General features: G+C 44.6%; 15 protein-coding genes. All 15 read right to left on the bottom strand.

Annotated features, from left to right (window positions below; translation table 11 throughout):
- Window positions 1-15: 15 nt before the first annotated feature.
- Window positions 16-3507 (bottom strand): DNA polymerase III subunit alpha, encoded by a 3492-nt coding sequence (gene dnaE / locus C2M32_RS13545; RefSeq protein WP_105168881.1) that lies wholly within the window; start codon window positions 3505-3507, stop codon window positions 16-18.
- Between the two features lie 2 nt (window positions 3508-3509).
- Window positions 3510-4106 carry a ribonuclease HII gene (rnhB, locus tag C2M32_RS13550; protein WP_105168882.1) on the bottom strand — a complete coding sequence of 199 codons (597 nt, stop codon included), beginning with the start codon at window positions 4104-4106 and terminating at the stop codon, window positions 3510-3512.
- The gene (gene lpxB, locus C2M32_RS13555) at window positions 4096-5250 is read right to left on the bottom strand and encodes a lipid-A-disaccharide synthase (RefSeq protein ID WP_199886159.1); all 1155 of its coding nucleotides are present in this window, start codon (window positions 5248-5250) and stop codon (window positions 4096-4098) included. Before lpxB ends, rnhB begins: the two co-directional genes overlap by 11 nt.
- Before the next feature lie 90 nt (window positions 5251-5340).
- Window positions 5341-6111: an acyl-ACP--UDP-N-acetylglucosamine O-acyltransferase gene (lpxA, locus tag C2M32_RS13560; RefSeq protein ID WP_105168884.1), complete on the bottom strand. Its 771-nt coding sequence runs from the start codon at window positions 6109-6111 to the stop codon at window positions 5341-5343.
- Window positions 6112-6113: 2 nt separating this feature from the next.
- Window positions 6114-6566, bottom strand: a complete 453-nt coding sequence (gene fabZ, locus C2M32_RS13565; protein ID WP_105168885.1) for a 3-hydroxyacyl-ACP dehydratase FabZ — start codon at window positions 6564-6566, stop codon at window positions 6114-6116.
- Window positions 6567-6581: 15 nt separating this feature from the next.
- Window positions 6582-7622 carry a UDP-3-O-(3-hydroxymyristoyl)glucosamine N-acyltransferase gene (gene lpxD / locus C2M32_RS13570; RefSeq protein ID WP_105168886.1) on the bottom strand — a complete coding sequence of 347 codons (1041 nt, stop codon included), beginning with the start codon at window positions 7620-7622 and terminating at the stop codon, window positions 6582-6584.
- Window positions 7622-8140 (bottom strand): OmpH family outer membrane protein, encoded by a 519-nt coding sequence (locus C2M32_RS13575; protein WP_105168887.1) that lies wholly within the window; start codon window positions 8138-8140, stop codon window positions 7622-7624. The genes lpxD and C2M32_RS13575 overlap by 1 nt, the downstream gene beginning before the upstream one ends.
- 10 nt (window positions 8141-8150) lie before the next feature.
- On the bottom strand, window positions 8151-10622 hold the full coding sequence (gene bamA, locus C2M32_RS13580) for an outer membrane protein assembly factor BamA (RefSeq protein ID WP_105168888.1): 2472 nt from the start codon (window positions 10620-10622) through the stop codon (window positions 8151-8153).
- 71 nt (window positions 10623-10693) lie between these two features.
- Complete coding sequence (rseP, locus tag C2M32_RS13585; protein ID WP_105168889.1) at window positions 10694-12046, bottom strand: sigma E protease regulator RseP; 1353 nt, start codon at window positions 12044-12046, stop codon at window positions 10694-10696.
- Between the two features lie 3 nt (window positions 12047-12049).
- A complete protein-coding gene (ispC, locus tag C2M32_RS13590; protein ID WP_105168890.1) occupies window positions 12050-13243 on the bottom strand; it encodes a 1-deoxy-D-xylulose-5-phosphate reductoisomerase in 1194 nt (397 codons plus the stop codon).
- Window positions 13240-14106 (bottom strand): phosphatidate cytidylyltransferase, encoded by an 867-nt coding sequence (locus C2M32_RS13595; RefSeq protein WP_105168891.1) that lies wholly within the window; start codon window positions 14104-14106, stop codon window positions 13240-13242. Before C2M32_RS13595 ends, ispC begins: the two co-directional genes overlap by 4 nt.
- 12 nt (window positions 14107-14118) lie before the next feature.
- Window positions 14119-14892 (bottom strand): isoprenyl transferase, encoded by a 774-nt coding sequence (locus tag C2M32_RS13600; protein ID WP_105168892.1) that lies wholly within the window; start codon window positions 14890-14892, stop codon window positions 14119-14121.
- Between the two features lie 76 nt (window positions 14893-14968).
- Window positions 14969-15526, bottom strand: a complete 558-nt coding sequence (gene frr, locus C2M32_RS13605; RefSeq protein ID WP_105168893.1) for a ribosome recycling factor — start codon at window positions 15524-15526, stop codon at window positions 14969-14971.
- Between the two features lie 23 nt (window positions 15527-15549).
- Window positions 15550-16287, bottom strand: a complete 738-nt coding sequence (gene pyrH / locus C2M32_RS13610; RefSeq protein WP_070993497.1) for a UMP kinase — start codon at window positions 16285-16287, stop codon at window positions 15550-15552.
- A 148-nt stretch (window positions 16288-16435) separates the two neighbouring features.
- Window positions 16436-17287, bottom strand: coding sequence for a translation elongation factor Ts (tsf, locus tag C2M32_RS13615; protein WP_105168894.1), 852 nt, complete (start codon window positions 17285-17287; stop codon window positions 16436-16438).
- Window positions 17288-17295 lie beyond the last annotated feature (8 nt).

Consider the following 17295-nt stretch of genomic DNA (forward strand, 5'->3'; position numbering starts at 1 on the left):
CTCTAAACTACCTAATTAGTTAAATTCTAGTTCTATTTCTTGCGCCGCCATTTGTGATAATCGAGTCAACAGATCATCAGTAGGCGTCACACACCATTGGGTTCCCAGCGTTAGCTCAGCTAACGCGTCTGGACGTTGATACGTAATCTTTATCGGACACGTGCCAAACTTGTAAGGTTCCAGTACTTTTCGTAAATTTTCGAAGAAGTTTGCTTCAATTTGCACCATATTTAGCGTCATTTTTATCGCACGAATTCGTTTTTCTCGTGCTTGAGCTATAGTGCAGACGTCTCTGGCGGTCATTGTAATGCCCCCAGAGAAGTTATCAAAGCTGACCTGTCCGGTTATTACCAAGATTTGGTTAATTTGCAGCAATTCTTGGTACATTTCAAACTGTTCAGGGAATAAGCGTACATCAATCCGGGCACTCTTGTCATCTAAAGTTATCAAGCCCCAGCGATTCCCTTTCTTATTTATCAGGGTTCTAGCATTGATCACCAAACCCGCAGCAGTAGACTGAACATCGCGGTTAGTCGGCTGCAAGTCCACTAATCTGCCCGAAGTGTAGTGCTTTAGCTCTTTTCTGTATTGATTGATCGGGTGACCCGTTAAATACAAGCCTAGCGTTTCTTTCTCCCCATCTAACCATTGGTTATCTGTGAGGGGCAAAGCACTGGTAAAGGCTTGCTCAACCTGCTCGGGCTCAACCGCCAACAGACCAAATAAGTCTGACTGGCCTAGCGACTCGGCCTTGTGGTGCTGCTCAGCGGATTTCATCGCACCTGTCAGACTAGCCAGTAAGGTGGCTCTGCCTGGCTGATTTTTTTCCGGCCCCAGTTTATCTAAAGCGCCAGCATAAATGAGCTTTTCAACAACTCTCTTATTGAGTCGCTTTAAGTCAACACGGGCACAGAAATCAAAAAGGTCTTTAAACTCCCCGCCTTTTTCTCTGGCTTCGAGGATTGCTTCGACGGGACCCTCACCGACTCCCTTGATGGCGCCAATGCCATACACAATTTCGCCCTGACGATTTACGGTAAACTTATACACCCCAGCATTTACATCTGGCGGCAATAAGGTGAGTTTCATATTCTCACATTCATCAACCAATGTGACGATTTTATCGGTGTTATCCATATCCGCAGACATTACCGCAGCCATGAATTCAGCCGGATAGTGGGTTTTCATCCACAGCGTTTGATAAGACACCAACGCATAGGCTGCCGAGTGAGATTTGTTGAAGCCATAACCCGCGAACTTCTCCACCAAGTCGAAGATTTTCATCGCTAGTTCGCCATCAACGCCGTTGGCAATCGCTCCTTCTTCAAAGGTTGATCGCTGCTTGGCCATTTCCTCAGGCTTTTTCTTACCCATGGCGCGACGCAGCATGTCTGCTCCACCCAGCGTGTAACCCGCTAAGACCTGAGCAATCTGCATTACCTGTTCCTGATACAAGATAATACCGTAGGTTGGTTCAAGTATTGGGATCAAACTTTCGTGTTGCCACTGTACATCTGGGTAAGAAAGTTCTTCACGGCCATGTTTACGGTCAATGAAGTTATCTACCATGCCTGATTGCAGTGGGCCCGGTCGAAACAGTGCAACCAAGGCTATCATATCTTCAAAGCAGTCGGGCTTAAGACGACGGATCAAATCCTTCATACCACGGGATTCTAGCTGGAATACCGCCGTCGTTTCAGCTCTGAGTAATAACTCGATACTCGCTTTGTCATTTAATGGAATGGCATTGATATCAACGGGCTCTTTGCCTTCGCGGGCTAGTCGCTCATTGGTCATATCCAGCGCCCACTGTAAGATAGTGAGCGTTCTTAACCCCAAGAAGTCAAATTTAACCAAACCCGCAGTTTCAACATCGTTCTTATCAAACTGGGTAACGGGGAACTTACCTTCTTCGTCACAATACAAAGCGGCGAAGTCAGTAATGGTGGTCGGCGAGATAACAACCCCGCCGGCGTGTTTACCTGCATTTCGGGTACACCCTTCCAAAATGCGACACATATCGATGAGATCTTTAACTTCCTCATCACCATCATAGGCTTCTGGTAACCTAGGCTCCACATCAAAGGCCTTGGCCAGTGTCATGCCGGGATCGCCCGGAACTAGCTTAGAAATTCGGTCTACGAATCCATAGGGGTGTCCGAGCACACGACCCACATCTCGAATAACCGCCTTTGCCGCCATGGTACCAAAAGTGATGATCTGCGATACCGCATCACGGCCATACAACATGGCGACGTGATCAATTACCTCGTCTCGACGGTCCATACAAAAGTCAACGTCGAAGTCGGGCATCGAAATACGTTCAGGGTTTAGGAATCGTTCGAAAAGCAAATCAAATTCCAGCGGATCGAGGTCGGTTATTTTAAGGGCGTAAGCGACCAGTGAACCGGCACCCGAGCCCCGTCCTGGGCCCACAGGAATATTGTTATCTTTACTCCACTGAATGAACTCCATTACTATCAAGAAGTAACCAGGGAACCCCATTTGGTTGATAACGTCTAGCTCTATTTGCAAGCGTTCATCGTATTCAACACGTTTTTCAGCCCTGTCTTGTTCATCTGGAAATAAAAATTGTAAACGTTCTTCCAATCCATCTCTGGAGACCTTAACGAGGAAGTCCTCAATTTTTAAATCCCCAGTTGGATAATCTGGTAAGAAGTAAGTACCTAATTGCACCGTTACGTTACAGCGCTTGGCAATTTCTACTGTATTCTCAAGCGCTTCTGGAATATCACTAAACAGCTCCAGCATCTGCTCGGGCGTTTTTAAATATTGCTCTTTAGAAAAACGCTTGGGACGACGTTTGTCTTCTAGTGTGTAACCATCGTGAATGGCAACGCGGATCTCGTGCGCTTCAAAATCTTCTTCATGCAGAAAAACCACTTCATTGGTCGCGACCACGGGAAGGTCTCGCTCGCTCGCCAAAGCGACCGCCGCATGAAGATATTCTTCTTCCTGAGCTCGGCCTGTACGGGTGAGCTCTAAGAAAAAGTGGTCTTTAAAATGCTGCTCATAAAATGCCAACACGTCCAACGCAAGCTGCTGATTGCCTTTAAGCAACGCTTTACCCACATCACCATCTTTGGCACCCGACAGAAGGATCAAGCCTGATTTATGTTCTGCCAGCCATTGTTTATCCACCACAGGACGGTGAAAAACATGTCCTCGTTGGTATGCTCTTGAAATGAGCAGCGTCAGGTTTTTGTAACCTTCATTGTCTTTGGCCAAGATGACTAAACGGCTGGGCTCATCTGGAAACTCATCGCTTTTGAGCCAAATATCAGCTCCCACGATGGGTTTAATGCCCGCGCCATGGGCAGCGCCATAAAAACGCACCAAGCCACATAAATTCATTTGATCGGTAATCGCAAATGCGGGGAGCTCTAACTCCTGTGCTCTGGCGACGATAGGCTTGGTTTTGGCAAGCCCATCCACCATAGAGAAATCACTGTGAACACGTAAATGAACAAACTCTGGCGCAGCCATACCTATAGCTCCTTCATGGCCAACACGCGCTGCACTGGTTTAAAACTTTTTCGATGGTGCGGGGTAATACCATGCGCTTCTAATGCAGCGAAATGTGCTTTAGTAGGATAACCCTTGTGCCCCGCAAAACCAAATTCAGGGTATTTGGCATCGAGCTCCATCATTTCTTGATCTCGTGCGACTTTGGCGATGATTGACGCGGCACTGATCTCAGCAACAAGGCTATCGCCTTTGACAACACTTTGCGCAGGCATCAGCAGCTTCGGTAAACGATTGCCATCAACAAATACAAAATCAGGCTGTATGCTTAGCCCTTCAACCGCTCGACTCATCGCAAGCATCGTCGCGTGCAATATATTAAGCTCATCAATTTCTTCCACTGACGCTCTGCCGATACTAAAACTCAACGCTTTTTGTTTGATTTCTTGCGCGAGCAATGTGCGCTTTTTTTCGGTCAGCTTTTTTGAATCGTTCAACCCGGCAATTGGATTGTTAGGGTCCAGAATGACCGCTGCGGTCACTACATCACCTACCAGTGGTCCACGGCCAACTTCATCTACACCTGCGATGTACCGCACGTCAGGGCGTTCAATCTGCATTAATTAACTCCTCTACTGCATTTGCCGCTTGTTTGCTGGCATCAAGACGAATGTTATTGTGAATCTCATAGAACTTGTTAATTAAGGCGCTATTATCCCCTTTGAGCATCGGGTACAAAGCATCAACAAGCGCATCCGAGTTACATTCTTGCTGCAAAAATTCTGGTACTAAACGCTCGTCAGCCAATAAATTTGGTAATGAGAAATATTTGATATTAAAAGTAAAAAAGTTCTTAAATATCCAGTAACTGAGCGGTTTAAATTTATAGCCAACTACCATTGGCTTTTTATACAACATGGCCTCTAATGTCGCCGTTCCCGACGCCAATAACACAGCATTAGCAGCAGACATAGCAGCACTAGATTGGCCATCAAGCATCATAACAGGAAGGTCAGGGGCGGTTTGCTTAAGGATAGCTTCAAATTGAATACGGCGTTTTGCATTCACCAACGGCACGATGATTTTTAAAGATGGCAAGCGCAACTTAAGCTTTTGCGCAGCGTGTATATAGGTTTCGCTTAATAGCCCGACTTCTGAGCCTCTACTTCCCGGCAGTAAAGCCAATACTAAATCATCTTCGGTTAAGCCCAATTCTGCACGCGCAGCACTGCTGTCGTGCTCTAGTTCAATCTCATCCGCCAAGGTATGACCAACAAACCTGCAAGGTACATCATGCTTATCATAAAATGATTTCTCAAACGGTAGCAAAGACAACACTAAATTGGTCGCCTCAGCGATGGTATAAATACGCTTTTGCCGCCATGCCCATACTGAAGGACTGACATATTGGACGGTTTTAATACCCGCCTTTTTGAGCGGTTTTTCAACGCGTAAATTAAAATCAGGCGCATCAATACCAATATAAATATCTGGCGGATTATCAATAAAATATTGCACTAGCTGTTTACGGATTTTAAGGAGTCTGGGCAAGCGACCAAGTACTTCTACTAACCCCATTACCGCCAGCTCTTCCATGTCGAACAGGGTACGACATCCCGCTGCCTGCATTTTGGGGCCTGCGATCCCAACAAACTCAGCATCTGGATATTTCTTTTTCAGCGCGTTAATTAATCCCGCCCCCAAAATATCACCAGATAATTCACCCGCCACGAGGCCAATAGTTAACTTTTTGTTATTTGTCATCACATTAATCTATTTTATAAATAAAAACGCCATACATCAGCTTTGTATGGCGTTTATCAGCATATAGGCCTTGCTATCGCAGTCTTATCGTTAACGAATAATTCCGCGATCCGACGTATCTAAGAAATCTATCATTTGCTGCACTGCAGCAAATTCAGATGCTTCTTGACGCATCTGAGCAATCGCTTCATCTAAAGTTAGCCCTTTACGATACATCGCTTTATAAGCTCGACGTACGGCCATGATTTCTTCACTGCTAAAGCCTCGGCGTTTCATCCCTTCCGTATTAATTGCTGCGGGTTTTGCTGGAGTTCCCGTCGTCATTACGAACGGAGGAACATCTTTACTAACCCCTGAATACATACCAATAAAGGCATGAGCACCGATCTTACAAAACTGGTGAACGCCTGTGTTGCCCGCCAAGATGGCCCAATCACCCACATGCACATGACCCGCCACACTAGCACCGTTAGAGAAAATAACATTGCTGCCAATCACTGCATCGTGAGCCACATGGGTATAGGCCATAAACAAGTTATTACTGCCTATTTTTGTGACGCCTTGATCTTGAACCGTACCACGGTGGATTGTGGCACATTCACGGATGATATTGTTATCACCCATAATTAATTGTGTTGGTTCATCCTTGTACTTCTTATCTTGGCAAGCTTCGCCCACTGAAGCGAACTGATAAATATGATTACCAGAGCCTATGGTTGAAGGTCCTTTGATCACCACATGAGACTCAATGATGCAGTTATCACCAAGCACTACATCATTCCCGATATAGCTATAAGGACCCACAGAGACGTTATCGCCTAGCTGTGCGCCTGGTTCAATAATCGCAGTAGGATGAATCACTATTATAACTCTCTTCTTGCACACATAAGGTCGGCACTACAAACTACTTTGCCATCTACCTTTGCCTCACCGTAAAACTTCCAGATATTACGACGCTCTTTTACAAACTCAATGTGCAAATGCATTGCATCGCCCGGAAGAACAGGCTGCTTAAAGCGTGCATTATCAATGGCTGCAAACAAGTATAGCTCGTTCTCGCTACGATTCTCTACCGTTTTAAAACCTAGCAATCCAGTTGCCTGAGCCATGGCTTCGAGGATCATAACCCCCGGAAAAATAGGCTGGTCTGGGAAGTGCCCTGTAAAGACTGGCTCGTTTACCGTCACATTCTTCACCGCGTGTAAATACTCACCTGCTTTGTAATCAATAACTTTATCAACCAACAACATTGGGTAGCGGTGTGGTAATAACTTTAAGATTTCTTGGATATCAAAACCGTTCAGTTCGTTTGCCAAAATAGCATCCTTTTTTTATTCATCTATCTTTTTTAGCTGCTCTGTCAAAGACTCAAGCGCCTTCAAACGCTGCTTAAAATCTGTCAGATTGCGTAAATGAGCCATATTGCGTCGCCACTCTTTGTTGGTACTGTGAGGTATACCTGAGGAGTAAACACCCGCCGTAGTAATCGATTTGGTGATCATTGTCATACCGGTGATAATAACGCCATCACAAATTTCCATATGACCATTGATGCCTACTAGCCCTGCAATTTGGCAATGTTTACCAATTTTAGTGCTACCAGCAACCACCGATGCACCGGCTATCGCAGTGCCTTCACCGATTTCTACATTATGTGCTATTTGAATAAGATTATCTAAAATTACATTACTATGAATAATAGTGTCATCTAATGCCCCGCGGTCAATCACGGTATTGGCACCCACTTCAACACTATCACCAATAATAACGCGTCCAACTTGGGGAATTTTTACCCACGTGCCTGCATGGTTTGCATAACCAAAACCGTCGCTGCCAATGATTGCGCCCGATTGGAATAAGCAGTTTTTACCTATTTCAACTTCATGGTACACGCTGACATTTGCCCACAGTTTGGTGTTGTCACCAATTCTCGCGCTGTTACCTATAAAACATCCTGCGCCAACTTGTACGTTGTCACCCAGTACAGCATTCGCTTCAACAACTGCATTGGCAGCGATTGAAACATTTTTTCCTAGCGTTGCCGACTCATGGATCACCGCGCTTGGGTGTACACCTTCGGCGGAACGAGGCGTCGTATCCATGAGTTGCGCAAGCTTGGCATAGGCAATATAAGGATTCTTAACGATTAATTTATTGCCTTTGAAATGTTCGGCATCAGACTCGGATAATATCACCGCACCAGCATGAGTGGTCGCCAGTTGCGCACGATACTTACTATTCGCTAAAAAGCTGATATCTTTGTCTGTTGCCTGTGCGAGTGTCGCTATCTTATCGATTTGACATTCGCCGTCGCCAACTAGCGAAGCATCAATTGATGCCGCCAGTTGAGCTAAACTATAATGTTTGGTCATTACTTTTTGCTTACCGCTTCAACAACTTTGTCAGAAAGGTCCGCTACTTTATCAGGGTTGAAGTAAATTGTCGTATCTTTTACTTTAACTTCATCAAACTTACCGCTTTTAGCGACATCTTCAATTACATCAATGATTAACTTTTGAACTTTAGCAAGCTCTTCATTTTGACGCTGTTTGATTTCTTGCTCAAGCGGACGACCTTTCTCAGCCAACTCTTTTTGCATGCCTTGAATTTTGTCACGCAATGTTGTCTTTTGCTCGTCGCTCATGGTTGCGCCTTCACGCTGGAATTTTTCCATTTCAAAGCGAATGTCGCCTTGTAACTTCTCTAATGCCTGACGACGCTCAGCGAACTCACCTTGTAACTGCTGTTCAATTTTAGCTACTTGAGGAATATTCTTGTAGATCTGTTGCATGTCTACGATACCTACTTTATGTGCCAATGCACTGGCAGATGTACCCATCATTAATGCAGCCATTAAACCCATTGCAGTTGTTTTTATAAGTGTTTTCACAATTAACTCCTTAGAATGTATTACTGATATTAAAACTGATCGTCTTGGTTTCGTCATCATCTTCTTTCTTCAACGGATAAGCGAAACTGATCAGCATGGGGCCCATCGGCGAAATCCACTGAACCGATAAACCGGTTGAGACCCTAAAACGGGTTGGATCCGAGTAATCCGAGAGCTTTTTGTATTGATCTTCATGTAGGTTTGAATAACGGTCTACATCAAACTCAGTGTCCCAGACGTTGGCAGCATCAACGAAGAAGCTGGTACGTACAGAACTGGTGTTGTCTTCATCTAAAAATGGTGTTGGCACGATTAACTCTGCCCCTAACGTGGCTTTTGCATTACCACCGATACGGCCACCTGGCACTAGGATATCAAACTCACTATTACCACCGATATTCGAAGTGCTCGTACCATCTGGTAAGGTTGAACCTGGGATTTCCGTCATCCTGCGCTGAATCGCTCGTGGCAGTATGGTATTGCGCTCAAAACCACGTAGCTCGTTTTCAGAAATTCTAAAGAACTCTTGGAACGGTAAGGTTTGCTCGTAGCCATTTGTTTCACCGTAACCGTTTCCGTATGCAAGGCCTGCTCTTGCTGAGAATACCCACTGATGGTCATTACTGATAGGCCAGTAAAAACGTGAGTCGTAATCAACTTTAAAATAGTTAAGATCTGAGTTTGGCGACGTAGCTCTAAACACTAAATTTTGACGAGAACCCGCTGTTGGGAACATACCACGGTTTACAGTCATACGCGACCAACCAGCACTCAACTCGTATTTAGTAAAGTTGTACGCGCCATCTGGATCTTCTGGGTCTAGGAATGCGAGACGTAAAATACGAGTCTGCTCATAATCTGGGATATAATCCAGTTTTTCGTCTATCCAACGGACTCCAAAATTAACACGGTTTATCGCATTGATTGGGAAGCCAATCGTAGTACCAAGGCTATACTGACGTGAATCATAACCAATCAAGCCCAATTTACTACCATCAAAGCTACTGTACTCGATACTTGTGCCCTGAGATATACCGTCAGGTGTAAAGTACGGGTCGTTATAAGATATACGATAAACGTTCTGACTTTTCGAGGTATTAATATTAAAGGCTAACTGATTACCCGTTCCGAGGAAGTTAGACTCACTCACGCCCACGTTGAACTGTAAACCACCGTATGAACCGTAAGCAACCCCTGCTTGGAAACTACCTGCTGGTTGCTCTTTAACGGTAAAGTCAACATCGACCATATCATCAACGCCTGGCAATGGTCTTACTTCAAAATCAACTTTTTCCATGTAAGGTAAACGTTGAATCTGTAACTTAGAGCGCTCTAGATTCTGGTTAGATAACCATGCACCTTCTAGCTGCGTCATTTCTCGACGTACTACTTCGTCAGCGGTAACTTGGTTGCCGTTAACAAGGATGCGACGAACATATACGCGCTTACCGGGGTTTACCGATAAGGTAAGCTGGACTTCTTTGCTCTCGTCGTCAATTTCTGGGATGGTACGTACTTCGGCATTGGCATAACCAAAACGAGCTAAATAGCCTTTAATGAATTCTTCAGAAGACGTTACGATAGAGCCGTTGTATAACTCACCCGCTTTAAGAGGAATGATACTCTTGATAAGCTCTTCACGGCCCAACAGGTCACCGATGAAATCGTAACCTTTAACGGTGTAAGTATCCCCTTCAGTGATATTAGCCGTTACATAAACAGATTCTCTTTCTGGGCTAACAGACACTTGTGTTGAGTCAATATTGAAGCGCAGATACCCTCTATCCAAGTAGAAGCTACGAATCTTTTCTAAGTCACCTTCAATAGTTTGCTTTTGGTAGCGATCGTTCGACATAAACTTCCACCAAGGCAAATCTTGTTGTGACTCAACAAGCTTTAGCAACTCCTCGTCAGAGAATAGCTCATTACCCACGAGGTTTATCTGGCGAATGGATGCTGCATCACCTTCGTCAAATTCCAACTTTAATCGCACACGGTTACGGGGTAAGTCAACGATGCTCATTTCAATCTTGGCATTGTACTTACCAATACTGTGGAAAAACTCTATCAGGCCTTTTTCGATATTGTCTACAACCGTCTTATCTAACGGTTCACCAACACGAATATTTTGCTGCTCAAGACTTTCGTTAAGCTGCTCATCTTTGATGTCTTTGTTGCCATCAAAGTCAATTCCCGCAATAGTTGGACGCTCTTGCACCTTGAAAATGATTTGCTCACCATCACGAAAAGCAACGATATTGTCAAAATGGCCAGACTTATATAACGCCTTAATCGTCTGAGAAATCGTATACTGATCGACAGTATCACCCACGTTAATCGGAATATGCGTTAATGCCGCACCCAGTGCAACACGCTGCAAGCCTTCCACTTTTAAATCTTCAACGATAAAGGAGTTTTGCCCTAAAGCGGCAAAACTAGCGCCAAGTAAACTCGTTACTGCAAGATGTTTTTTTATAGGCATTTTATTATCTTTATCCTTTACAACAGTTAGCGCCCTAAGCGCTTTGATGGACGTCACTCACGCCATTCGAGCTACAGCCTCGAGACATCGTTAAGTAATGCAAAACAAGTTAAAGCTATAAGTACTACCGCACCTACCTTAAACCCTAACTCTTGTGTCTTTTCAGAGACTGGTTTTTTGCGAATTAGTTCAATTATGTAATACATTAAATGCCCACCATCTAAGACAGGAAGGGGCAATAAGTTAAAAACACCAAGATTTACACTAATTAGTGCTAAGAAGCTTAAAAACGCAACAATTCCATAGCTAACACTGTTACCTGCACCAACGGCAATACCAACAGGGCCACTCAAGTTTTTGACCGACACTTGCCCTGTAATGAGATTACCTATCATATCAAAACTCAGGCGGATCAACTCGAAAGTTTTCTCAGCGCCAAGCACCATACTATCCCATGGACCATAATGTCTAGTTTCGATATACCCGTCTGGCCATTTTTCAAGCAAAGGAACGACCCCCAAAAAGCCCTGCTGTATACCATTTGGCCCCGTGCGTTGCTGCGGAGTAATAGGCAATTCCAGTACCTTGCCCTCTCTGGATACACTCAGCATAAGCGTGGTGTTTGCAGAGGATTGAATACTGCGCACAAACGTCTGCCAATTCTCGATTGGCTCACCATCTAATGCCACTAGGGTGTCATTAACCTGTAACCCCGCCTGTTGTGCGGCTGAATCGTTGGCGATGTGCCCAAGCGTCAAGGTTAGTGCGGGTCTAAAGGGAACAATACCAACGGCATTAAGAGGTGCTTCATCCTGCTTATCAAGCTTCCAACCCTCAATATCAAGTACTCTGATAGCGATTTGTTGATCTGCATCCTTTACTTTAATCTCGATGCGTTCCTCACCTAGATGACGCATTAAACCAAAGGTTACATCTTGCCAAGAACTGACTTCTTGACCTGCCATGGAGAGAATATGATCGCCGCTTTGCATGTTGGCTTGCGCAGCTCTAGAGTTAAGCTGAACCTCTCCCACGATTGGTTTGGCATTTTGCACGCCAATCATATACATCGCAGCGAGTACCACGATCGCGAATAGAAAGTTAGCAATCGGGCCTGCTGAAACAACCGCGATGCGCGATAATACCGGTTTATTATTAAATGCAAGATGACGTTTTTCTGCGGGAACATCATCGACTCGTTCGTCCAACATTTTCACGTAACCGCCCAAAGGGATCATGGCAATCACGTATTCGGTGCCCTGTTTGTCATACCAACGACAAAGAGGTTTACCAAAACCGATGGAAAATCTTTGAACCTCAACACCAGCTCGCCTTGCTACCCAAAAATGACCATATTCATGTACCGTAACAAGGATACCTAAAGCAACAATAAACGACGTCAAGTTCCATAGAAAATCAAACATAAATTACCTTATTCGACTTACACATTCATGTGCCAATGCTCTGGCTTGCGCATCTTGCGCCATAATTTCGTGTACCGAGTTTAAAGAATGTAGCGTTGACTTTTCAAGCACCTCAGCGTTAACACGGTAAATATCACAAAACCCGATTTTACGGCTCAAAAATGCCTCAACAGCCACCTCATTCGCAGCGTTAACGACTGTTGTAGCGGCTTGTCCAGCGCGACACGCATCAATGGCGAGCGCCAAATTGGGATAACGAGCAAAATCTGGTTTGGTAAAGGTAAAGTCGCTCAACGCAGCAAAATCTAGCGGTTTAACACCCGCGTCGATCCGCTCTGGGTATGCCAATCCATACGCTATGGGTGTACGCATATCGGGTTGTCCCATTTGCGCGATAATAGATCCATCGGTGTACTGAACCATAGAATGGATCATACTCTGTGGATGGATCACCACTTCAATATCTTCCGCCTGACAGGCAAACAACCATTTGGCCTCAATAAACTCTAAGCCTTTGTTCATCATGGTTGCAGAATCTACTGATATTTTTTGCCCCATGGACCAGTTTGGGTGAGCCACAGCTTGTTCAACGGTTACATCTTTTAAACTATTTAAATCTCGCGTTAGAAACGGGCCACCAGAGCCTGTTAACAAGATTTTACTGACACCAAACTGACTAAGCCCTTGTTTTGCATCTTGTTGTAGGGCGTGCGGTAAACATTGGTAAATAGCGTTATGTTCACTGTCAATCGGCAACAAAGTCGCGCCATGTTTGGCTACTTTATCCATAAACAATTGACCAGACATCACTAAGGACTCTTTGTTGGCGAGTAATACTTTTTTACCCGCTTCAACTGCGGCTAGCGTGGGTATGAGGCCCGCTGCGCCAACAATGGCAGACATCACCGTGTCCACATCACCATGTGCAACAATGTGCGCCATCTGCTCGCTGCCTTGTAATACTTCTGTTTGCGTATGGGCTAAGTTGGCACGTAGCGCGTTAGCCGCATTCTCACAGTCCATAATCGCAAATTTGGGCTGATGCGTCACACACAACTGCGTCATTAATTCAACATTGCGACCCGCTGCTAGGGCATAAATTTTGTAACGCTCACTATTGCGCGCGATCACATCTATGGTTGACAGACCAATAGAACCCGTTGCCCCTAAAATAACAACTTGTTCTGCTTGTCTCATAGCGTTACCGTCCATGCGTAAAACAGCGCAAATATCGGCGCTGCAGCAGTTAGACTATCAATTCTATCCAAAATACCACCATGTCCTGGCAAGCAAGAGCCTGAATCCTTTAAGCCAACTTCACGCTTAAACATACTCTCAAGTAAATCTCCGACCGCAGAAAATAAAGCAATGAACAACGTCATTACCGCATAAATTGGCCATAACCGTTGTTCAACTTGGGCAAAATGACAAAATAGCACCACAAATACCACCGCGGTGATCACGCCTCCGACCAAGCCTTCAATCGTCTTATTCGGGCTCACGTTAGGCATTAACTTATGTTTACCAAAGTTTTTACCAGCAAAATACGCCCCGATATCCGCGCTCCAAACAATTCCTAACACCACCATAATAAGTGTTGAACCGTATTGATGAGCTTGCTGATACTCTGCACTACGTAATACGTTAAGCGCTAACCACAAAGGTACTAAGGTCAATAAACCCGCCACAGCGCGCATTACAACCCCTTCACTCCATGCTTTTGCCATACGAGGATATTTAACAACCAAAAAGGTAGCAACCAGCCACCAAGCAAAGGCCAGTGTAAAAATATAATTAGCATCAGCGAGTAAGCGCCCATCCTGCCACAAAGTAGTGATAGGCCAGTGCCAATGCAGTAGTAGTAAAACACCCGACATTAATGCGACAAAGCTGCTTCTTTGTTTTAGCGAAGATAGGCCAATAAAAGCGGACCATTCCCAAGCACCAAGCAATACAATTGCGCCAGCGATAAAACTAAATAATGCCAATGGTGTGTAGAACACCAAAAGCATCGCCAGTGGTGCAAGCACCACTGAGGTTAAAATTCGTTGTTTTAGCAAACTAATTTACCTTTAACTTGTTGTTTTGGACGCAGCGAGTAGTTGTTTTATTTGATCGCCGGTGCAGCCAAAGCGCCTTTCTCTAGATACAAAGCAGGCAATTGCCTCTGAAAACGCCTCATCATTAAAATCTGGCCATAAAGTATCTGTAAAATAAAGCTCAGCGTAAGCTGCCTGCCAAAGCAAAAAGTTACTAATGCGGTAATCACCGCCCGTTCGTATTAGTAAATCCAGTTCGCTTTGGTTTGCCATTGTAAGATGTTTTGAAATTTCATCTTCCGTGATTTCCTCTGGTGCTAAGCTTCCTTCAGCCACCTGTGTTGCTAACTTTTGTGCAGCTTGGGCAATGTCCCAACGGCCACCATAATTAGCAGCAACATTAAGTTGTAGTCCAGTATTTTCACTCGTCAACTGATGCGCGGCATTAATTCGTTCCTGCAAAGATGAGGGAAAACGACTTAAATCTCCGATAACGGTTAATTTAACATTGCTTTTGTGTAGTTTCTTAACTTCTTTTGTCAGGACAAATAAAAACAGCCCCATAAGAGTTGTAACTTCATCTTCTGGACGGCGCCAGTTCTCGCTGCTAAATGCAAATAGCGTCAAAGATTCAATGCCCAGATTTTTGCAAAACTGCACAGAGTTGCGGACAGCGTCGACACCCTTTTTATGTCCATATGTACGAGGTCGATTACGGGACTGCGCCCAGCGACCATTTCCATCCATAATGATGGCTACATGTTTTGGCAAAGATTGCTGTGAAATTGTTTCAGCGTTTAAAACCATAATCCCGATTTAGTTAAAAAAAAACGCCGCCTAGTATACCCCAGACGGCGTTGCAAAACTAATAGTTTTGAACTGCTTAGATTTCCATCAACTCAGCTTCTTTTGCGCTCAATTGTGTATCCATTTCTTTAACAAATTTGTCTGTCAGCTTTTGAATTTCATCTTCAGCTTGACGCGCTTCGTCCTCAGAAATTTCTTTGTCTTTTAATAACGCTTTGATGTCACCATTTGCATCACGACGAATGTTACGCACAGCAACACGACCGCTTTCTACTTCGCCACGTACAACCTTGATTAGATCTTTACGACGCTCTTCCGTTAGCGGAGGAAGCGGAACACGAATGATGGTACCTGCTGACATCGGATTTAGACCTAAATCTGACGACATAATCGCCTTTTCAACAGCCTGTGCAAGAGACTTATCAAATACACTGATTGTTAGTGTACGTGCGTCTTCTGTAGATACATTCGCTACCTGATTAAGCGGTGTATCGGCACCATAGTAAGAAACGGTAATACCGTCTAAAAGAGCTGGGTGAGCACGGCCAGTACGGATTTTAGATAATTGGCTAGCAAGTGCTGCTACGCTTTTTTGCATGCGCTCCTGCGCATCTTTTTTAATATCGTTAATCACAATTCAATCCTAGTCTTAACTGATTATTCCGAGGCTGCAGAAGAGATTAATGTGCCCTCTTCTTCGCCCATGATAACGCGTTTTAAAGCGCCTGGTTTATTCATGTTAAATACGCTCAAAGGCATATCGTGGTCACGGGCTAGCGTAAATGCCGCTAAGTCCATAACCTTTAATTCTTGTTCAATCACTTCATTATACGTCAAATGACGATAAAGTGTGGCGTCAGGGTTCTTCACAGGATCATCACTAAACACACCGTCTACTTTGGTTGCTTTGATAACTGTGTCCGCTTCAATTTCAATACCACGTAAACAGGCAGCTGAATCGGTAGTAAAGAAGGGATTGCCAGTACCTGCAGAGAAAATTACCACTCGGCCAGACTTCAATAAACTAATTGCTTCGGCCCAGTTGTACGCATCACAAACACCATTTAGAGGAATAGCAGACATCAAACGTGCATTAACAAAAGCACGATGCAACGCATCACGCATTGCCAAGCCATTCATCACAGTGGCAAGCATACCCATGTGGTCGCCCACAACTCGGTTCATACCCGCTTCTGCCAAAGAGCCACCGCGTAAGAAGTTACCACCACCGATAACTAAACCCACTTCTACGTCGAGCTCTACAAGTTCTTTGATTTCTTGTGCCATGCGATCCAACACTTTTGGATCGATACCAAAGCCTTCATCTCCCATTAAAGCTTCACCGCTTAATTTAAGAAGAACGCGTCTAAAAACAGGTTTTCGATTGATAGTCATATTTTCCGGGCCATTTGAGAAAGTGAGATAAAAAATAACCGCGCTTATGATATTCATAAATGCGCGGCTATTTTAAAGAATTTTCAGCATCGAAGCAAAAGCAAATCGCGGAAACACCATCGGTATTTGCCTTTGCTACTGAACAAAATTATTCGCCTTTTGCAGCAGCGATTTGTGCAGCAACTTCAGCAGCGAAGTCTTCTTCTTTCCTCTCGATACCTTCACCAACTTCTAAACGTACGAAGTTAGATACTGTAGCGCCTTTTTCTTTAAGGATTTCGCCAACAGTTTTCTTAGGTTCCATGATGAAAGCTTGACCAGTAAGAGAAACCTCACCAGTGAACTTCTTCATACGGCCAACAACCATTTTCTCAGCGATTTCAGCAGGCTTACCTTCGTTCATCGCGATATCGATTTGTACCGCTTTTTCTTTTTCAACTACGTCTGCAGGAACGTCTTCAGGGTTTACGTACTCAGGCTTAGAAGCAGCTACGTGCATAGCAACGTGCTTAAGAGTCTCTTCGTCAGCGTCGCCCGCAACAACAACACCAATACGCTCACCGTGACGGTAAGTCGCTAGGTTAGCACCGTCGATGTACTCAACGCGACGAACGTTGATGTTTTCACCGATTTTTGCAACTAGCGCAACACGTGCTTCTTCGAACTGTGCTTGAAGATCAGCAATCGTTGTTTTAGATGCAGCAGCAACTTCTAGTACAGAGTTAGCGAACGCTAGGAAGTTAGCGTCTTTAGCAACGAAGTCAGTCTGACAGTTAACTTCTAATAGAGCAGCGAAACCTTCGCCTTCTTTGATAAGGATTGTACCTTCAGCAGCGATGTTACCCGCTTTTTTAGCAGCCTTTGCAGCACCGCTCTTACGCATGTTTTCAATCGCTAGCTCAATGTCACCATTGGTTTCAGTTAGCGCTTTTTTACAATCCATCATGCCAGCGCCAGTACGCTCGCGTAATTCTTTTACTAGGGCAGCAGTTACAGCCATTAGAATAT

This window comes from Pseudoalteromonas sp. T1lg23B (genome assembly GCF_002964665.1).
Taxonomy (GTDB): Bacteria; Pseudomonadota; Gammaproteobacteria; order Enterobacterales; family Alteromonadaceae; genus Pseudoalteromonas.

What these genes read in the sequence shown, in the direction of transcription:
- C2M32_RS13600 (WP_105168892.1), bottom strand. Translation starts at nt 14,892, where the DNA reads ATGGTTTTAAACGCTGAAACAATTTCACAGCAATCTTTGCCAAAACAT.
- dnaE (WP_105168881.1), bottom strand. Translation starts at nt 3,507, where the DNA reads ATGGCTGCGCCAGAGTTTGTTCATTTACGTGTTCACAGTGATTTCTCT.
- lpxD (WP_105168886.1), bottom strand. Translation starts at nt 7,622, where the DNA reads ATGACCAAACATTATAGTTTAGCTCAACTGGCGGCATCAATTGATGCT.
- bamA (WP_105168888.1), bottom strand. Translation starts at nt 10,622, where the DNA reads ATGCCTATAAAAAAACATCTTGCAGTAACGAGTTTACTTGGCGCTAGT.
- rseP (WP_105168889.1), bottom strand. Translation starts at nt 12,046, where the DNA reads ATGTTTGATTTTCTATGGAACTTGACGTCGTTTATTGTTGCTTTAGGT.
- tsf (WP_105168894.1), bottom strand. Translation starts at nt 17,287, where the DNA reads ATGGCTGTAACTGCTGCCCTAGTAAAAGAATTACGCGAGCGTACTGGC.
- pyrH (WP_070993497.1), bottom strand. Translation starts at nt 16,287, where the DNA reads ATGACTATCAATCGAAAACCTGTTTTTAGACGCGTTCTTCTTAAATTA.
- lpxB (WP_199886159.1), bottom strand. Translation starts at nt 5,250, where the DNA reads ATGACAAATAACAAAAAGTTAACTATTGGCCTCGTGGCGGGTGAATTA.
- ispC (WP_105168890.1), bottom strand. Translation starts at nt 13,243, where the DNA reads ATGAGACAAGCAGAACAAGTTGTTATTTTAGGGGCAACGGGTTCTATT.
- rnhB (WP_105168882.1), bottom strand. Translation starts at nt 4,106, where the DNA reads ATGCAGATTGAACGCCCTGACGTGCGGTACATCGCAGGTGTAGATGAA.